Here is an 18,292-nt window from a genome sequence, read left to right as displayed (position 1 = left end):
GGCCAGTGGCGCGGGGCGGGGTGCCCCGGGCCCCGGCCTCCCGCCGTCCGGGGCGGGCTCTAATTTATAAATTAGAGTTATTATTCACTCGCCGCCGGCGTCTGTCAACGCGGAGCGGCCCATTTCGCGCGGGTTGAAAGCCTTTTCTCGATATGAAAGCCTTTTCTATCAAACAAAATCGATTGACAGTTCAAAGATCGACAACCTATAATGCTCTTAATCTTTTTCGTAGACCGTCGACGGTCGACAACATGGAGGTGGGAGGCCACCACAGGGCTGGGTGGCACACAGGGAACGCAAGCGCAGGGGGGTTGACAGTGGCAAACGAGATCGTGCGTTCTGAACCGCTCGCCCAACAGGTGTACAAGGTGCTTCGGGACGGCATCCTCAATGGCCGGTTTCAACCCGGCGAAAAGCTGGTGGAGACCAAACTTGCCGCAGAGTTGAAGACCAGCCGCAGTCCGGTGCGCGAGGCCATTCGCCAACTGTGCACCGAACAGCTCGCGTGTCAGGTGGACGGCGCCATCCGGGTGTTCAATCCATCCTATGAGGACTATCTGGAACTGTACGAGCTGCGCCTGACCATCGAGTCGATGGCGGCTCGCTTGGCCGCGTCGCGCATGACGGAGACGCAGTGGCAGCGGCTGCTGGCCGTGCAGCAGGAGACAGCGCAGGTGCTTCAGGTGATGGACGCACAGCGGCTGGTGGCGCTCAACACGGAGTTCCACGCCGAGGTCGTCGCGGCCTGTCAAAACCGGCGGCTGCAACGGGTCTTCGCGGAAGTCTCCACGCTCATCGAGTATTACTGCCGTCTGGTCCTGCACATCAACCAGATGCAGACCAACGTCCTGGCCGAACACCAGCGGGTGCTCGACGCCTTGGCGCGACGCGACGCGGATGCTGCGTACACGGCAATGTACGAACACATCCAGCGCGACACCGCAGTGATCGAGCGGGCGATGCGTGAGGCTGGAGTGGAATCCACAGACGCATTTCAATGGAAGGGGAAGATGTGATGAAACGAAAGGCACTTGTCACCGCGATGGCCCTGTTGATGGGCTCCGGGGCCTTGACGGCCTGCGGAGGCGGAGGGGGTGGCAGTCAAAATCAGACGGGCAACCAGGCGGCGGCCGGCGCACCGTCCGCGGCGAGCAGCGACACGCTGACGGTGGGTTTGAGCGCCGATCCGCCGAAGCTCGACCCGAAGTTGTCCACGGCGCTCGTCGACCGCCAGGTGATGATCAACATCTATGACACGCTGTTCACCATCGGGCCCAACAACGAGATCGAACCGGGTTTGGTGGAGAAATACGAGGTGTCCCAGGACGGCAAGACGTACACGTTCCACCTGCGCCACGGCGTGACGTTCCAGGACGGCACCCCCTTCAACGCCGCGGCCGTGAAGTTCAACATTCAGCGCGACCAGGAGAAGGATTCGCTCCAGCGCAGCTACCTGACGCCCATCGTCGGGATCGACACGCCGGATGATTACACGGTGATCCTGCATTTGAACAAGCCGTACAGCCCGCTGTTGGCCATCTTCACGGATCGCCCGGGCATGATGGTCTCCCCGACGGCGGTGCAGAAAGAAGGCGCCGACTTCGTCAACCACCCGGTCGGCAGCGGCCCGTACGCGTTCAAGGAGCGCGTCAAGGGCGACCATGTCACGCTGGTGAAGAACCCGAACTACTGGCAGTCCGGTCAACCGCACTTCAACACGGTGACGTACAAGATCTTTACGGACCAGAACGTCGAGGTCGCGAACCTGCAGAGCGGCCAGGTGCAGATCATCGACACCATGCCCGCGCAGCAGGTGGCGACGCTCTCCCAGAACCCGAACTTCACCGTGATCAACCAACCCGGTTTCGGGTTCCAGGGCCTGTACCTGAACGTCAAGCAGGCACCGTTTGACAACAAGTATCTGCGCGAGGCCGTGGACCTGGGCATCGACCGCAAAGCGCTCGTCGACACCGTCTTCAAGGGCGCGGCCTCGCCCGGTTACACACCGTTCAGCCAGGCCTCGAGCGCATACAATCAGGCACAAGACACCCCGCCGCAGCCGGATCCGGCAAAGATAAAGGATCTGCTGGCCAAGGGCGGGAAGCCCAATGGCTTCACCTTCGAGCTGCAGACCGCGGCGACGCCGGTCACCGTTCAGGCGGCGCAGGTCATTCAGGGGATGCTCAGCCAGTACGGCATCCAGGTGCAGATCAAGCAGATAGAGTTTGGGACGCTCTTGGACAACGCCACCAAACATAACTTCCAGGCCAGTCAGCTCGGTTGGTCCGGCCGTTTGGATCCGGATCAGAATATCTACTCCTGGTTCCACACGGATGGTTCGCAGAATGACGAACAGTACAGCAATCCGCAGGTGGACCAACTGTTGGATGAAGCCCGTGCCCAACTCGATCCGCAGGAGCGCGCGAAGACTTACGGCCGCGTCATGGACATCATCCACGACGAGGCGCCGTACGTGTTCCTGTACCACCAGAACAACCTCATCGCGTACAACAAGCATCTGACCGGTTTTGAGTACCGGGCCGACGGCCTGCTGCGGCTGGCCACGGTTTCGGCCCAGTAACCGGGAATCGGACCGGGCGACGGCCGCAGGACGGCCCCCGGTTGGGGTTGGGCACCGCCCCGGGTGGCATCGCGCCCGGGGCGGAACTGTTCCCGAAGCGAAACGGAGAGTGGGGGAATCGTTGAGATGGCCTATGTGTTGCAACGCATCGTGACCATGGTGCCGGTGCTGTTCTTTTTGTCCGTGATGGTGTTCGGCCTCATCCACCTGATCCCCGGCGATCCGGCGCAGGTCATCCTCGGGCAGGAGGCGACGCCTGAGGCCATTCAGCAGATGCGCATGAAGCTCGGGTTGGACCAGCCCGTTCCGATCCAGTACTGGCACTGGCTGCAGCACGTCCTGACCGGGAACCTGGGCCAGTCGCTGGTCGACGGGGAACCGGTCAGCCACCTCATCGCCCAGCGGCTGCCGGTGACGATTGAGCTCGCGGTTGGCACCATCGTGGTGGCCTTGCTCATCGCCTTCCCGTTCGGCATTCTCGCCGCGGTCTACCGCGGCCGGTGGCTCGACGCCGCGGCGCTGTTCACATCGACGGTCGGGTTGTCGGTGCCGCCATTCTGGCTCGGCATTCTGCTGTTGATTGGATTCACCGTGAAACTGCATTGGTTCCCGTCTTCCGGGTATGTGCCGATGTGGCAGGACCTCGGGCAGAACCTGCACGCGATGGTTCTCCCGGTGGTGGCCACCGGGGTGCGCGAGGCCGCGGTGCTGATGCGCATGCTTCGCTCTTCGTTGCTCGATGTCCTGCATCAGGACTACGTGCGCACCGCTCGGGCCAAGGGCCTGTATGGCTGGATGGTCATCACCAGGCACGCCCTGCGCAACGCCCTCATTCCGGTGATCACGACGGGCGGGTTGCAGATCGCCGGATTGCTGGGAGGCCTCGTGATCACCGAACAGATCTTCGCACTTCCGGGATTCGGCAGCCTGCTGGTGCAAGCTGTATTCAGCCGCGACTACACCACGGTGCAGGGGGCCACGTTGGTGGCCGCGCTGTTGGTGGTGGTCGTCAACCTGGTGGTGGACCTGGTGTATGGTGTGGTCGATCCCCGCATGCGCTTGGGAAAGGAGAGTCGGTGAGCGATGAGCCAAACGCCCCATTGGATTTCAGATTCTGCGCGTGTGCCGGCGGCAAGTGCGTCCGCCGCAACCCGGGCGCGCCGCAGGCACCTGAACCTGTGGCGACATCGGTCGCTCGTGTTGGGCGGCGTGATCGTCGGCCTGATTGTGGTGGCGGCCGTGCTCGCGACCTTCGCCACGCCCTATGACCCGAACAAGCAAAACTACGGCGCGCTCCTGCAGGGCATGAGCGGCCAGCACTGGCTGGGCACCGACCAGTTGGGCCGAGACGTGTTCTCGCGGATCCTCGTCGGAGCGCGCACGTCCCTGGCGGTGGCTGCGGGCGCCGTCGCGGTGGCGCTGGTGATCGGCGTGCCGGTGGGATTGGTGTCCGGATATTACCGCGGGTTCTGGGACAACTGGGTGATCATGCGCATCGTCGACGCGCTGCAGGCGTTCCCGTTCCTTATCCTGGCCCTGGTGCTGGCGGCCGTGATGGGCCCCGGGATCCGCAACGCGATGATCGCCATCGGGGTCGGTTACCTGCCGGTGTTCATCCGCATCGTCCGCGGCCAGGTGCTGGCCGAGGTGCGCAAGGAGTATGTGGATTCGGCCCGGGTCGTCGGCTGCAGCGACTGGCGGATCATGCTCCGCCACATCTTCCCGAACATCACGACGCCGCTCATCGTCCAGGTGAGCATCGCGATGGCGGGCGGCATCGTGGCGGAGGCGAGTTTGAGTTACCTGGGCCTCGGCGTCATTCCGCCGACCGCCAGCTGGGGCACCATGCTCCACGATGCGCAGGGCTATCTCTCCCAGGACGCGATGTTGGCGGTCATCCCGGGATTGGCGATCGCCGTGGCGGTGCTCGGTTTCAACCTGCTCGGCGAAGGACTGCAGGAGATCTGGGATCCGAAATTGAAGGAATGAGGAACCCTTCGGTGCTCGAAGTGTTGTGGTTTACGGCGTAGAATAGAAATGGGAGTCATTCCGTGGGAAATGGAGAGAAGATCATGCCGTTTGATCCGATGTATCATCCGTACCCGTCCCGCCGCACCACCGTGTTTGCCCGGCGAGGGATGGTGGCCACGTCCCACCCGCTGGCCGCTCAGGCTGGGCTCGAAATGCTGCAGCGCGGCGGAAACGCCATCGACGCCGCCATCGCGACCGCGGCGGCCCTGACGGTGGTGGAGCCGACGTCGAACGGGATCGGCAGCGACGCGTTCGCCATCGTCTGGTCGCGCGGGCGGATGTACGGGTTGAACTCGAGCGGGCCAGCACCGCAGCGCCTGACCATCGAGGCGGTGCGGCAGGCGGGGCATGAAGAGATGCCGAGGTTCGGATGGCTGCCGGTGACGGTACCTGGGGCTCCGGCCGCCTGGGCGGCGCTGTCGGAGCGGTTCGGCCGCCTGTCGCTGGCGGAGGTGCTCGCGCCGGCGGTCCGCCTGGCGGAGGAAGGGCATCCGGTTTCGGCGGTGGCGGCACACTACTGGGAGATCGGCCGGCGCCGCTACGCCGCGCTCGAAGGCGAGGAGTTCAAACCGTGGATGGAGACCTTCGCTCCGGGGGCCGCGCGCCACGCGCCGGAGAGATTTGGGCGTCGCCGGGCCATGCTCGGACGCTGCGCCGCATCGGCGAGACTCGGGCGGAGGCCTTCTACCGCGGCGATTTGGCCGACGCCATCGACGCGTTTTCCCGCCAGACGGGCGGGTTCCTGCGCAAAGAGGACCTGGCGGCATTTGCGCCGGAATGGGTCGAACCGGTGCACGTCCCGTACCGGGGCTTTGAGGTCTGGGAGCTGCCTCCCAACGGCCAGGGGATCGTCGCCCTGATGGCGCTCAACATCCTGGCCGGTTTCGAGTTCCACGCCAAGGACGATGTGGAGGCGGTGCATCGGCAGATCGAGGCGTTGAAACTGGCGTTTGCGGACGGCAAGCGGTACATCACCGATCCCCGCTTCATGGCTGTGCGCGTCGAACAATTGCTTTCGCCCGAGTACGGAGCTGCGCGGCGTGCCCTCATCGGAGCGGAGGCGCTGGAGCCTGCGCCGGGCAAACCGGACCGCGGCGGCACCGTCTACCTGGCCGCGGCCGACGGCGAGGGGAACATGGTGTCGTTTATCCAGAGCAACTACATGGGCTTCGGTTCGGGCGTGGTCGTGCCCGGCACGGGGATCTCCCTGCAGAACCGCGGTCACACGTTCTCACTCGATCCGGATCATGTCAACGCATTGGTCCCCGGCAAGCGAACCTACCATACCATCATCCCTGGATTCCTGACCCGGGGCGGCGAACCGATCGGCCCGTTCGGCGTCATGGGCGGCTACATGCAACCCCAGGGCCACCTTCAGGTGGTGATGAACCTGGTGGACTTTCATCTCAACCCGCAGGCGGCGCTGGACGCCCCACGGTGGCAGTGGTTGGAGGGCAGGAAGGTCCTCGTGGAACGGGAGTTTCCGGCGCACATTGCCCAGGCGTTGGCGCGCCGCGGCCACGACATTCAGGTGGCCAACGACGCCGGCGGATTCGGCCGCGGGCAGGTGATCTGGCGGCTGCCGGGCGGTGTCCTGGCAGGCGGCACGGAGCCTCGGACCGACGGGACCATCGCCTGTTGGTGACGGGGTGAGGCGATGTTGAGGAAAGAAGGCGAGACGGTGGAGAACGACGGGTATCTGCCATTGGTCTTGGCGATGGTCCGGACGGGGATCTTCACGTACGGCGGGGGCTCGGCCATCATCCCCCTGATGCGGCATGAGGCCGTGAACCGCTATGCGTGGGTGACGGACGATGAGTACGGCGAGATCGTCGCCGTCGCCAATGCCCTGCCCGGACCCATCGCCACCAAGCTGGCCGCGTACCTCGGGTACCGGCTCAAGGGGTGGCCAGGAGCCGTCGTCGGGGTCTTGGCGAACATCCTGCCCACCTGTATCGCCATGCTGCTCCTGTTTGGGGCGTTGTCCGCCATCCGCGAGTCGCGGATCGCACAGGGCATGATCGCCGCGGTGAACCCCGTGATCGCCGTGATGATGGGCATGATGGCGTACGAGTTCGGGGAGAAGGCGTGGAAAGGATTGGGGCGTTGGTTTGCCATCGCCTTCGGTGCGCTGGCCTTCCTGTTGTTGATCGTGCTCGACGTATCGCCGGCTCTGGTGGTGTTGTTGTACCTTCTGTACGGCGCGTTTCACCTTCGCCTGGTGCATCGCTTTCAGCGGGCAAAACAGCGGGATCGGGGGACGAGTGCATGACCTGGTGGCACGTATTGGTCGGGTTTTTGTTGCCCAACCTGCTCGGATACGGCGGTGGTCCGGCGATGATCCCGCTGTTGCAGGACCAGGCGGTGACGCATTACCACTGGCTGTCCAATGCCGAATTCGCCAATGTCCTGGCGCTCGGGAACGTCCTGCCGGGGCCCATCGCCACCAAGATGGCCACGTTCATCGGTTATCAGGTGGAGGGTTGGCTGGGGCTGGTCCTCGCGCTGGCGGCGACCGTCGTCCCGTCGGCCATCGCCCTGATCCTGCTCATGCGGCTGCTCAACCGGTTCCGCCAATCGGACGCGGTCAAGGGGATGACGGCCATGGTGCAGCCGGTGATCACGGTCCTGATGATCGCCCTGACCTGGGAGTTCGGCAAGACGTCCGTCCTGAAGATCGGCTGGATACAGTCCCTCATCATCGCGGCGCTGTCTTTGTGGTTGATGCAATGGCGCAAGGTCCATCCCGCCTTGGTCATTGTCGGCGCCTTCGCGTACGGCGGCGTGGTGCTGCCCCTCTTTCAATAAACTCCGCCATCACACCGGTCGGACCTCGGTGCCGTCCACCGGCCTGCCGCGGCGCTTGAGTTCGCTCGGCGATTGGGGTACAACAGGGACGTACGACGCACACCGCCGCCGGCAGCGGCTGGCGGAGAACGCGAGGTGAGACCATGGAACGGCATCGTGTCATGATCCTCGGAACAGGTCCAGCCGGATTGACAGCGGCCATCTACGCCGCGCGGGCGAACCTGGACCCGTTGGTCGTCGAGGGCGACCTGCCGGGCGGACAGTTGACACAGACCACCGAAGTGGAGAATTTCCCCGGTTTCCCGGATGGCATCCTCGGTCCACAGCTGATGGACAACATGCACAAGCAGGCGGAGCGCTTCGGGGCCCGGTTCGTGAACGGATGGGTGACGTCGGTCGATCTGAGCCGGCGCCCGTTTCGGGTCGTCGTCGACGACAAGAACACGTACGAGGCGGACGCGCTGATCGTCTCCACCGGTGCGTCTGCGAAGATGCTCGGCATCCCGGGTGAACAGGAGCTGTTGGGGCACGGGGTGTCTACCTGTGCGACGTGCGACGGGTTTTTCTTCCGCAACAAGCGTGTGGTGGTCGTCGGAGGCGGCGACTCGGCCATGGAGGAGGCCACCTTCCTGACCAAGTTCGCGTCCGAGGTCACCATCATCCACCGCAGGAACGAGCTGCGCGCGTCCAAGGTGATGCAGGAGCGTGCCCGGAGCAATCCGAAGATTCGATGGGTGCTCAATGCCACACCCGTCGCGGTCCACGGGGACGGCGGAAAGGTGACCGGGATCGAGGTGCGAGACAACGCCAGCGGGAACACGCGCGTGATCGACACGGATGGCGTCTTTGTCGCCATCGGCCACACCCCCAACACCGGGTTTTTGAAGGGACAACTGGAGCTGGACGACCTCGGATACATTCGAACGGACGGTGTGACCACCCAGACGAGCGTGGAGGGCGTATTCGCGTGCGGCGACGTGATGGATTCCCGGTACCGCCAGGCCATCACCGCGGCTGGAAGCGGATGCAAGGCCGCGATGGACGTGGAGCGGTGGCTGGAAGGATCGATGACGCACAGCTGGTCCCTGGCGGAGACGGGGCACTGAGGGCGGACGGCCGGATCGGCGAGCACCGATCCGGCCGTCCTTTTGGTTTGTGCGGTCTACTGGATAGAGGGGCCGGGACCGCTTCACATCGGTTGGGCAAGCATCCGGATGGACCCATTCAACCCGCCGCGCGCCGGTGCGCCAGGTATGCGCTGATGCGCCGGGCCGCTTCCTCCAGGCGGTCGGCGGGCTGCACGAGGGCGATACGCACATATCCTTCTCCTTGGCGCCCGAAAGCGTCCCCGGGTGTGACGGCGACGCCGGTGTGTTCCATGAGATCGATCGCGAACGTTCGGGCGCTCCCTGGCACCGGAATGGGTGCCCAAGCGAACATGGTCGCAGGCGGACTCGGCACGTGCCAACCGGCAGCGGCGAAGCTTCGCACCAGTGCGTCCCGGCGCTCCTGGTACAGACGGGCATGAGTCTCCAGGCTGCCTGCTGGGGCGCGCAGGGCCCGCACGGCGGCGCGCTCGATGGGGGCGAAGACGCCAAAGTCGATGTGAGACTTGAGCGTCGAGAGCGCCCTGAGCACGTGTTCGTTTCCCACCATATAACCAATGCGGCATCCAGCCATGCTGAACGTCTTCGACAGGGAGTTAGACTCAATGCCGACCTCCATGGCACCCGGGACCGACAGGAAACTCGGAGCGCGGTGGCCGTCGAACACCAGTTCCGAGTAGGCGAAGTCGTGCACGACGAGGATGCCGTTCCGTTTGGCGAATTGCACCACTTCGGAGAAAAAGGTGTCCGTCCCCAGCACTGGCAAGGGATTTCCCGGATAGTTCAGGATCATCATCTTCGCGCGGCGGGCGATCTCTTCCGGGATGCGGCCGAGATCCGGCAGATAGCCGTTCTCCGGGCGCAGCGGCATGGGAAAGACCTCTCCGCCGGCAATCCGCACGCTGGCTTCATAGATGGGATAGCCCGGATCGGGGACCAGAACCAGATCCCCTGGGTCAAGCAGAGCCCAAGCCAAATGGGTCAATCCCTCCTGAGACCCCATCACTTGGACGACCTGCCGCTCGGGGTCGAGGGCCACACCGTACCGCGTTTGATAGAATTCAGAGACTGCACGTCGGAATTCCGCCGAAGCCGATACCGTGTACCCGTAGTTGCCCGGGTCGCGGGAGGATTGCGCCAGTTCCTCCATCACCCAGGGCGGAGGCGGCAGATCCGGGCTGCCGATGCTCAAGTCAATCACGTCCACACCTCGTTCGAGGGCTTGGCGCTTGCGCGCAGCCAACTCTGCAAAAATACCTGCGGACAACTGGCGCACCCGCGCCGATGCGACCGATTCCACGCCGCCACCTCCCGATGATTCGGTGAATGCGCGCCGATTCTGGCACCGGCGCCATCCGATGCCTACGATGATACTACAGGCACAAGCCGTGGACCAGGGGGGTGGAAGGGCTGCTTATACGTTTGAATGCATAAAAATACAATCCGACCGCTTCTGATAAGTTTCATGACAAGACTATTGATTGGTTCAGCAGAATTTCAATATAATTCGTATGGAGAGGGGGTCTTGAATGTAAATTTTTATCATTCTGATTTCCGTTCGTTGGGAATCGCAGGGGTTAGGAAGGAGCTGTACGATGCCATCATTGCCAGAGGTGCATGCGCGGATCCACGAAGCAGTGGAGCAGATTCGCGACGACATGGTCGCGCTCAGTCTCGATCTGCACGAGCATCCAGAGCTCTCCTTACAAGAACACTATGCGAGCGGGCGATTGAAAGCATGGCTGGAACGAGAGGGTTTTGCCGTCGAGAGCCCGGTGGCAGGCTTGCCGACGGCATTTGTCGGTCGCATCGGTCAAGGACGGCCGACAATCGCCTTTCTGTTGGAGTACGATGCGCTTCCGGAGATCGGGCATGCCTGTGGGCATAACCTGATTGCGACCGGAGGATTGACTGCGGCCATTTCGTTGGCACGGGCACTGCCCGAACCTCCTGGGTCCATTTGGGTCATCGGCACACCAGGGGAGGAAGGTGCCGGTGGAAAGGTCATCGAATTGGAAGCAGGGGTATTCGATGGTGTGGACGCCGCTTTGATGTTCCACCCCGGTGATCGGACGATCCCATGGCGACATGCGACGGCCACGGCCCATTTGCGTATCCAGTTTCACGGGAAAGCTGCGCACGCTGCTGGCAGCCCACAGGAGGGGCGCAACGCGCTGGCGGCGATGATTCAGTTCTTCGTTTCCGTGGACGGGTTGCGTCAGCATATTCCGGAGAGTGCACGCCTGCACGGCATCATCACACATGGCGGAGCGGCCCCCAATATAGTGCCGGATTTTACGGAAGCGGAATTCCTGGTCCGCGCTCTGACACGTGAGAAGGTGTTGGAGCTTGTGGAACGCGTGCAAGCTTGTGCACAGGGCGCCGCGTTGGCCACCGGAACGACCGTGGAAATCGCCCACGCATCACCGATCTACGCGGAGCGGAAAAACAACCACACCATGGCGTCACGCGTGTTTCAGTATCTTGCGGAATTGGGGGAGGAGACGGAAGAGCCCGTCCTGCGGGGAGGGACCGGGTCGTCCGATATCGGGAATGTCAGCTTGGTCTTGCCGGCCATTCACCCGTACCTGAAAATCGCACCCCGCGGTACACCTGGTCATTCTCATGCGTTTCGGGAGGCCGCCAGATCGCCGGAGGCCCAACAGGCCATGTTGCGGATGGCCGAGGCGATGGCAAAGACCGCGGCCGATCTCTTGCTCGATCCTTCCTTTTTGCAGGCCGTCCAAGAGGAGTTCCGAACGGCGGGGCCCGATTTTCCTCAATGAGCCGGCCTGCATGACGACGAACCACAGAGGGGGTCTATGAATGATGAAGTTGAAATGGGCGGCATGTGCAGCGGCGGCAGCGGCTCTGCTGGCCGTGACAACCGGTTGCGGAGGTGGCACGCAGTCGGCGAACGGTACCCCATCCAACGCTACGTCTGCGTCGGGCCAGAAGACCTTGATCTTCGGCCGGGGGGGTGACTCCGTGACGCTCGATCCGTCTGGCTCCACGGACGACGAGTCGAACATGGTGGCTGAAGAGATCTACGACACGCTGGTGACATACAAGGTCGGCACGCCCGAGCTGCAACCCGATCTCGCGACCAGCTGGGAACCGTCCAAAGACGGCATGTCGTGGACGTTCCATCTCCAACAGGGCGTGAAGTTTTCGGACGGAACGCCGTTTAACGCCGATGCGGTGGTGTTCAACTTCCAGCGGTGGGGCGATCCCAAGAATCCCTATCACAAGGGAAGCTCGTTCGCTCATTATAAATCCGACTTGGGTGGATTCTATGGTTCCCCCGGAGCCATCATCAAAGATGTGAAAAAGGTGGACGACTACACCGTCCGGATAGACCTGACCCATCCGTTCGCCCCGTTGCCGAATATTCTGACTCAAGTGGCCTACAGCATCGCGTCGCCGGAGGCCATTAAGAAGTACAACGGGGACATCTCCCATCATCCTGTGGGGACGGGCGCATTCGAGTTCGTCAGCTGGACGCCGAATGATAAGATCGTTTTGAAGAAAAATCCCAACTACCGTACACCTGGCTTGCCTAAACTGGACCAGCTCATCTTCCAGGTGATCCCGGACAACACGGCACGGCTGAATGCGCTCCGAGCGGGTCAGATCGACGTGATGGAGGGTGTGAATCCGTCTGACATCCAGTCCGTGAAATCGGATCCGAATTTGAATCTTTACATCAGCCCGAGCAACAACGTCGGCTATCTGGCTTTCAACACGCAAAAGAAGCCGTTCGACGATCCGCGGGTGCGCCAGGCCATCGCCATGTGCATCGACAAGAAAGCGTTGATCGACGCGTATTACAACGGTTTGGCCGACGCCGGCGTCACCATTCTGCCGCCGAAGAACTGGGCGTATGACGGCAGCATCCAAGACTATCCGGTCGATATCGCAAAAGCGAAACAGTTGCTCGCCGAGGCGGGATACCCGAACGGTTTTGACACAGAGTTGTGGGCGATGCCGATCCCGCGGCCGTACATGCCGCAACCGCAGCAAATTGCGACCGCGATCCAGGCGGACCTGGCGAAAATCGGCATCCACGCGAAGATTGTCAGCTACGACTGGGCGACGTACCTCAAGAAGACGGATAACGGAGAACACACCATGTGTCTGCTCGGCTGGTCCGCCGGGACGTGGGATCCGACGACGTTTATGTACACGTTGTTGGATTCGAAGAACGCGGTTCCGCCGGCGAACAACACCGCCTTCTACAAGAATCCGGCTGTGGACAAGTTGCTCGAGCAGGCGCTCACGGTGTCGGACCAAAATCAGCGTGCGGAGTTGTACAAGCAGGCTCAGGAGCTGGTGTTCAAGGATGAACCCTACGTTCCCCTGGTGCACTCGCAACCGGTGCGTGCGGGCAGCAAGCGCGTGATTGGGTTCACCCCGCAGGTGACTGGCGGGCCGGAGTTCACGTCTGTCGACCTCTCGAAGTGATCCCGGTCCTTCCTTTGGATGGGTGGCGGTCCCGACCCGCCACCCCCTAGTTTCTCCATGCGTTGAGCGTCCAGAACAGATAGGGGCGAGGTCAGATGACCACCTTGTGGCCGGAGATGGAAAATCTGTTGCGAGAAGTGCAGTCCGATGTGGTGGCCTGGCGCCGTCACCTGCACCGGTATCCGGAGCTGTCTTACGAAGAGCATGAAACCGCTCAGTTCGTGCACGACTTGCTGTGCTCCTTCGGTGCTCTGGAGGTATCTCGCCCGACCCCGACCAGCGTCATGGCACGACTGCTTGGGGCGGGGGAGGGGCCTACGGTGGCCTTGCGCGCAGACATGGACGCCTTGCCGATCGAGGAAGAGAACACCTTTGAGTTTCGGTCCTCCCGCCCCGGTGTCATGCACGCATGCGGACACGACGCCCACACGGCCATTCTGTTGGCGACCGCCAAGGTGTTGACCCAGCTCCAGCCGTGGCTGTGCGGGGAGGTCCGCTTCTTCTTCCAGCACGCGGAGGAAGTGCATCCCGGCGGCGCCGTGCAGATGGTGGAGGCCGGGGTGATGGACGGGGTGGACATGGTCCTGGGGCTGCACGTCCGGTCCCCGCTGGAGGCCGGCGTGTTGGCCATCAGCGCCGGGCCCATCAATGCGGCGTCGGATCGGTTCGACATCACCATTCGCGGCCGGGGCGGGCACGCCGCACACCCGCACACGGCGGTCGACAGCGTGCTGGTGGCCGCCGAAGTGGTGACGCAGTTGCAGCACCTGGTCTCGCGGAACAAAGATCCGCTCGAGCCGCTGGTCATCTCCGTGACCAAGATCTCGGGCGGCAGCGCGTACAACGTGATACCGGAGACGGTGCAGCTGGCGGGGACCGTCCGCACCTACAGTCCGCGGCTGCGCGAACAGGTGCCGGCGTGGATGGAGCGCGTGATCGAAGGGGTGACCTCGGCCCACGGTGCCACCTACGAGTTCTCCTACCGGCGCGGCTACGCCCCGCTCATCAACGACCCGCAGGTCGCTCAGTTGGTGGAGGAGACTTTGAAGGATGCGTTCGGACCGGAACGGGTGCGGAAAGCCCAGCCCGGCATGGGCGGCGAGGACTTCTCCGGGTTCTTGCAGGCAGCGCCCGGCGCGTTTTTCCATCTTGGCGTAGGCAACCGGGAGAAGGGGATCGTGTATCCGCACCACCACCCTCGGTTCACGGTCGATGAAGACGCACTGATTGTCGGCGTGGAGGCGTTCGTCCGGTTGGCACTGCGGACGAATGGCCGGCAGCCGCATCTGGCCGCAGGGGAGAGGGGCTGAAGGTATGGAACCACTGCTGCGCGTAAGGGGTCTGCGTACTCATTTCTTCACCGATGAAGGCGTCGTCCGATCGGTGGACGGGGTGGACCTGGAGGTGAAGGACGGCGAGACGCTCGGGATCGTCGGGGAATCCGGCTGCGGCAAGAGCGTCACATCTCTGTCCATCATGCGCCTCGTCCCGTCTCCGCCCGGCCGTATCGTCGCCGGGGAGATCCGGTTTCAAGGCAAGGACCTGCTGAAGTTGAGCGACGCCGAAATGCGGAAGATCCGTGGCAACGAGATCGCGATGATCTTTCAGGAGCCGATGACGAGCCTGAACCCGGTGTTCCGCATCGGGGACCAGATCGCGGAGGTGCTGCGCCTGCACCTGCATCTGTCCAAGAAGCAGGCGTGGGCGCGCGCGGTGGAACTGCTGCGAGAGGTCGGCATTCCGCGCCCGGAGCAGATTGTGCATGACTACCCGCACCAGTTGTCGGGCGGGATGCGGCAGCGCGTGATGATCGCGATGGCGATGGCCTGCCGGCCGAAGCTGCTGATTGCGGACGAGCCGACGACGGCGTTGGATGTGACCATCCAGGCGCAGATCCTCGACCTGATGCGGGCCATCAAGCAAGAGGCCGGTACGTCCATCGTGATGATCACGCACGATCTGGGCGTCGTGGCCGAGATGTGCGACCGGGTCGTGGTGATGTACGCGGGCAAGGTGGTGGAGGAGGCGGACGTGCACACCTTGTTCAAACGCCCACAGCACCCGTACACGCAGGGCTTGCTGGCGTCCATGCCGCGCCTCAATGAGCGGCGCAAGCGATTGGTGGCCATCCCGGGGAACGTGCCGACGCCGTTTGAGATGCCGAAAGGGTGCAAGTTCGCGCCGAGGTGTCCGCACGCCACTGCGGTGTGCCATGAATCCGAGCCCGAGCTTCTGCCGATTGCGGACGACCGTCCGCACACCGTGCGCTGTTGGCTGCACAGTGAACACCAGCAGGCCTTGGCCGCGGCGGCAGACGGCCAGATGGGAGGGTGATGCCTGTGGGCGAGGTGTTGCTCGAGGTCAAAGACCTGAAGACGTACTACCCCATCCGCTCGGGCGTACTGCAACGGGTCACCGGGTATGTCCGGGCGGTCGATGGTGTTTCGTTCACGATTGAGGACGGAGAGACGCTCGGCCTCGTCGGGGAGAGCGGCAGCGGAAAGTCCACCACTGGCCGGTCGATCCTGCGCCTGACCGAGCCGACGGGCGGAGAGGTGTGGTTTCAGGGCAAAAACCTGCTTCGCCTGGATGAACGCGAGATGCGCCCGATGCGGCGGCATCTGCAGATCATCTTTCAGGATCCGTATGCGTCGCTCGACCCGCGGATGACGGTCGAACAGATCTTGGAGGAACCCCTGTTGGTGCACGGCGTCCAGGACCGCGCCGAACGTCGCCGGCGGGTGCAGGAGCTGCTCGAGGTGGTCGGTCTGGGTGCCTACCACATGCACCGCTACGCCCACGAATTCAGCGGAGGCCAGCGGCAGCGCATCGGGATCGCCCGCGCCCTAGCGCTGCACCCGAAACTGATTGTCGCCGATGAACCGGTCTCTGCCCTGGACGTGAGCATTCAGTCGCAAGTGTTGAATCTGATGCAGGACCTGCAGGAGCAGTTCCAGTTGACATACCTGTTCATCGCTCATGATTTGAGCGTGGTGCGCCACATCAGCACCCGCATCGGCGTGATGTACCTTGGGCGGTTGGTCGAACTCGGACCGAGCGAACCCGTGTACGATGAGCCCCTGCACCCGTACACGCAGGCCCTGCTGTCTGCGGTACCGGTGCCGGACCCGGAGGCGAAGCGGGAGCGCATCGTGTTGAAGGGGGACGTGCCGAGCGCGTCCAATCCGCCGTCCGGTTGCGCGTTTCATCCACGCTGCCCGTACGCGATGGATGTCTGCAAGACGGTCCGGCCGGAGTGGAAGCAGGCGGCGCCGGGCCGCTTTGTCGCCTGCCACCTGCACGCGTGACGCGGACACACGGTTTGGAAAAGGGGGGAGGACGGACGTGCTTCAGTACGCGATTCGCCGGATCTTGCAACTGATCCCCGTGCTGTTCGGGGTGTCCATCGTGGTGTTCGCCATCATCCACCTGATCCCGGGCGACCCAGCGCAGGTGATCCTGGGGCAGCAGGCGGATCCGCAGACGGTCGCGGACCTGCGCCACAACCTCGGATTGGACAAGCCGCTGTACCAGCAGTACCTGCTGTTTCTCGCGCAGATCCTGCACGGTGACCTCGGGAAGTCGCTGGTGACGCAACAGCCCATCGCGTCGGAGATGTTTCCGCATCTGGCGGCGACGGCGGAGCTGACCTTGTTCAGCATGGTGTTCGCCATCGTCGTCGGCGTCAACGCGGGTATCCTGTCGGCCTGGAAGCGCAACACCTGGTTCGACTACGTGGCGATGGTCATTGCCCTCGTCGGCGTGTCGGTACCCATCTTCTGGCTGGGCCTGATGGAACAGTGGTTGTTCGGTTTGAAGCTGCACTGGCTGCCGGTGATCGGGCGGGCGGACCCGCGCGATCCGGTGACGGAGGTCACGCACTTTTATCTGATTGACACCCTGCTCGCCGGGAACACCCATCAGTTCTGGACGGTCGTGCAGCACCTCATCCTGCCGGGCATCGCCCTTGGGACCATTCCGATGGCGGTGATCGCCCGCATGACCCGTTCCAGCATGCTCGAGGTGCTGAAACACGACTACGTGCGAACGGCGCGGGCCAAGGGATTGGCAGACTTCTGGGTGATCTACAAGCATGCGTTGAAAAACTCGTTCGCGCCTGTGCTGACCGTGATCGGCATCCAGTTGGGGTCACTGTTGGGCGGCGCCGTGTTGACGGAGACCATCTTCGGCTGGCCCGGTGTCGGGCTGTACCTGTACAACGGGATCGGCGCGCGCGATTATCCCGTCATTCAGTCCGGGATCCTCGTGCTGTCGGTGATCTTCATCGTGGTCAACCTGATTGTCGATCTCTTGTACGCCTACTTCGACCCGCGGATCCAGTACAAGTGACGGGAGGAACGTTATGAACGCACACGGACAAACGGCGGGCGTTCCGGCCGAGTCGGTTCTGCGCACCCCGCCGAAGCGCTCCGTCTGGGTGGACGCGTGGAAGCGCCTGAAGCGGCAGCGGGCGGCGATGGTGGGCGGGAGCCTGGTCGCGCTGTTCATCGTGATCGGCCTGTTGGCCCCCGTCCTGGCGCCATACGATCCCACGGCTCAAGATCTGAGTCATCATCTCCAGCCGGCTTCCGCGCAGCACTGGCTGGGGACGGACGAGGCTGGCCGCGACGAACTCTCCCGCCTTTTGTACGGGGCGCGCATCTCGCTGACCATCGGCTTTTTCTCGGTGGTCTCCTCGCTGATCGTCGGGGCGCTTCTCGGCCTCGTGGCGGGGTTTTTCGGCGGTTGGGCGGATGTGTTGATCTCGCGCGTTTTCGATGTGATGCTGGCCTTTCCGAGCATCCTGTTGGCCATCGCCATCGTCGCTATCCTCGGCCCGGGGCTGTTCAACGCCCTCTTGGCCGTCGCCATCATCAACGTGCCGACGTACGGGCGATTGATTCGATCGCGCGTGTTGAGCGTCAAGCAGGAGGAGTACGTCTTGGCCTGCCGTGCCCTGGGGATGTCCAATGCGCGGCTGCTGTTTCGCCACGTGCTGCCCAACAGTTGGGCACCCCTGATTGTGCAGGCGACCCTGGGCATCGGCACCGCCATCCTCGACGCGGCGGCCCTCGGATTTCTCGGTCTGGGTGCTCAGCCGCCGAGCCCGGAATGGGGGAAAATGCTGTCGGACGCGAAGGACTACATCTCGAATGCACCCTGGATTGTCGCGGCCCCAGGCATTGCCATCGCGCTCAGCGTGCTCGGCTTCAATCTGTTCGGGGATGGCCTGCGCGACGCCTTGGATCCGAAGATGAAGTGACCGCCCGTGCGTGCGGGCGGGAGGCTTTGCCGACCCGAC

15 protein-coding genes and 1 pseudogene are annotated in these 18,292 nt (G+C 63.3%); 15 read left to right on the top strand and 1 reads right to left on the bottom strand.

All coding sequences use genetic code 11. The features are described from left to right. Window positions 1–317 precede the first annotated feature (317 nt). The 8 genes and pseudogenes from N687_RS0106105 to trxB all read left to right on the top strand — a co-directional run bounded on the left by N687_RS0106105 (window position 318) and on the right by trxB (window position 8,526). Window positions 318–1,016 (top strand): GntR family transcriptional regulator, encoded by a 699-nt coding sequence (locus N687_RS0106105; protein ID WP_029421015.1) that lies wholly within the window; start codon window positions 318–320, stop codon window positions 1,014–1,016. Further along, window positions 1,016–2,581 carry an ABC transporter substrate-binding protein gene (locus tag N687_RS0106100; RefSeq protein ID WP_029421014.1) on the top strand — a complete coding sequence of 522 codons (1,566 nt, stop codon included), beginning with the start codon at window positions 1,016–1,018 and terminating at the stop codon, window positions 2,579–2,581. Before N687_RS0106105 ends, N687_RS0106100 begins: the two co-directional genes overlap by 1 nt. Before the next feature lie 126 nt (window positions 2,582–2,707). Further along, window positions 2,708–3,661, top strand: coding sequence for an ABC transporter permease (locus N687_RS0106095; protein WP_029421013.1), 954 nt, complete (start codon window positions 2,708–2,710; stop codon window positions 3,659–3,661). Between the two features lie 3 nt (window positions 3,662–3,664). Further along, window positions 3,665–4,570 carry an ABC transporter permease gene (locus N687_RS0106090; RefSeq protein WP_081841193.1) on the top strand — a complete coding sequence of 302 codons (906 nt, stop codon included), beginning with the start codon at window positions 3,665–3,667 and terminating at the stop codon, window positions 4,568–4,570. Between the two features lie 83 nt (window positions 4,571–4,653). Beyond that, a pseudogene (locus N687_RS20755) lies at window positions 4,654–6,257 on the top strand (gamma-glutamyltransferase family protein). A gap of 36 nt (window positions 6,258–6,293) precedes the next feature. Next, entirely contained in the window at window positions 6,294–6,884 is a 591-nt protein-coding gene (locus N687_RS0106080) for a chromate transporter (RefSeq protein ID WP_029421011.1), read from the top strand. Next, window positions 6,881–7,420: a chromate transporter gene (locus N687_RS0106075; protein ID WP_029421010.1), complete on the top strand. Its 540-nt coding sequence runs from the start codon at window positions 6,881–6,883 to the stop codon at window positions 7,418–7,420. Before N687_RS0106080 ends, N687_RS0106075 begins: the two co-directional genes overlap by 4 nt. A gap of 143 nt (window positions 7,421–7,563) precedes the next feature. Continuing rightward, complete coding sequence (trxB, locus tag N687_RS0106070; protein WP_029421009.1) at window positions 7,564–8,526, top strand: thioredoxin-disulfide reductase; 963 nt, start codon at window positions 7,564–7,566, stop codon at window positions 8,524–8,526. Between the two features lie 118 nt (window positions 8,527–8,644). Here trxB and N687_RS0106065 read toward each other — a convergent pair whose 3' ends face one another. After that, entirely contained in the window at window positions 8,645–9,826 is a 1,182-nt protein-coding gene (locus N687_RS0106065; RefSeq protein WP_029421008.1) for an aminotransferase class I/II-fold pyridoxal phosphate-dependent enzyme, read from the bottom strand. Between the two features lie 295 nt (window positions 9,827–10,121). Between N687_RS0106065 and N687_RS0106060 the strand changes: the two genes are divergently transcribed. From N687_RS0106060 to nikC, 7 genes are all read left to right on the top strand, one after another. Beyond that, the gene (locus tag N687_RS0106060; protein ID WP_035462078.1) at window positions 10,122–11,312 is read left to right on the top strand and encodes a M20 family metallopeptidase; all 1,191 of its coding nucleotides are present in this window, start codon (window positions 10,122–10,124) and stop codon (window positions 11,310–11,312) included. A gap of 40 nt (window positions 11,313–11,352) precedes the next feature. Continuing rightward, window positions 11,353–12,990, top strand: a complete 1,638-nt coding sequence (locus N687_RS0106055; protein WP_051662997.1) for an ABC transporter substrate-binding protein — start codon at window positions 11,353–11,355, stop codon at window positions 12,988–12,990. 95 nt (window positions 12,991–13,085) lie between these two features. Next, the gene (locus tag N687_RS0106050) at window positions 13,086–14,300 is read left to right on the top strand and encodes an amidohydrolase (protein ID WP_051662996.1); all 1,215 of its coding nucleotides are present in this window, start codon (window positions 13,086–13,088) and stop codon (window positions 14,298–14,300) included. A 4-nt stretch (window positions 14,301–14,304) separates the two neighbouring features. Beyond that, window positions 14,305–15,324, top strand: a complete 1,020-nt coding sequence (locus N687_RS0106045; protein WP_029421004.1) for an ABC transporter ATP-binding protein — start codon at window positions 14,305–14,307, stop codon at window positions 15,322–15,324. A 5-nt stretch (window positions 15,325–15,329) separates the two neighbouring features. Continuing rightward, entirely contained in the window at window positions 15,330–16,298 is a 969-nt protein-coding gene (locus tag N687_RS0106040; RefSeq protein WP_029421003.1) for an ABC transporter ATP-binding protein, read from the top strand. Between the two features lie 37 nt (window positions 16,299–16,335). Next, on the top strand, window positions 16,336–17,340 hold the full coding sequence (locus N687_RS0106035; RefSeq protein ID WP_029421002.1) for an ABC transporter permease: 1,005 nt from the start codon (window positions 16,336–16,338) through the stop codon (window positions 17,338–17,340). 13 nt (window positions 17,341–17,353) lie between these two features. After that, window positions 17,354–18,253, top strand: a complete 900-nt coding sequence (nikC, locus tag N687_RS0106030) for a nickel transporter permease (RefSeq protein ID WP_029421001.1) — start codon at window positions 17,354–17,356, stop codon at window positions 18,251–18,253. Window positions 18,254–18,292 lie beyond the last annotated feature (39 nt).

The sequence above is a fragment of the Alicyclobacillus macrosporangiidus CPP55 genome, assembly GCF_000702485.1.
Taxonomy (GTDB): domain Bacteria; phylum Bacillota; class Bacilli; order Alicyclobacillales; family Alicyclobacillaceae; genus Alicyclobacillus_H; species Alicyclobacillus_H macrosporangiidus_B.
This window is presented reverse-complemented; position numbering and strand designations above follow the sequence as displayed.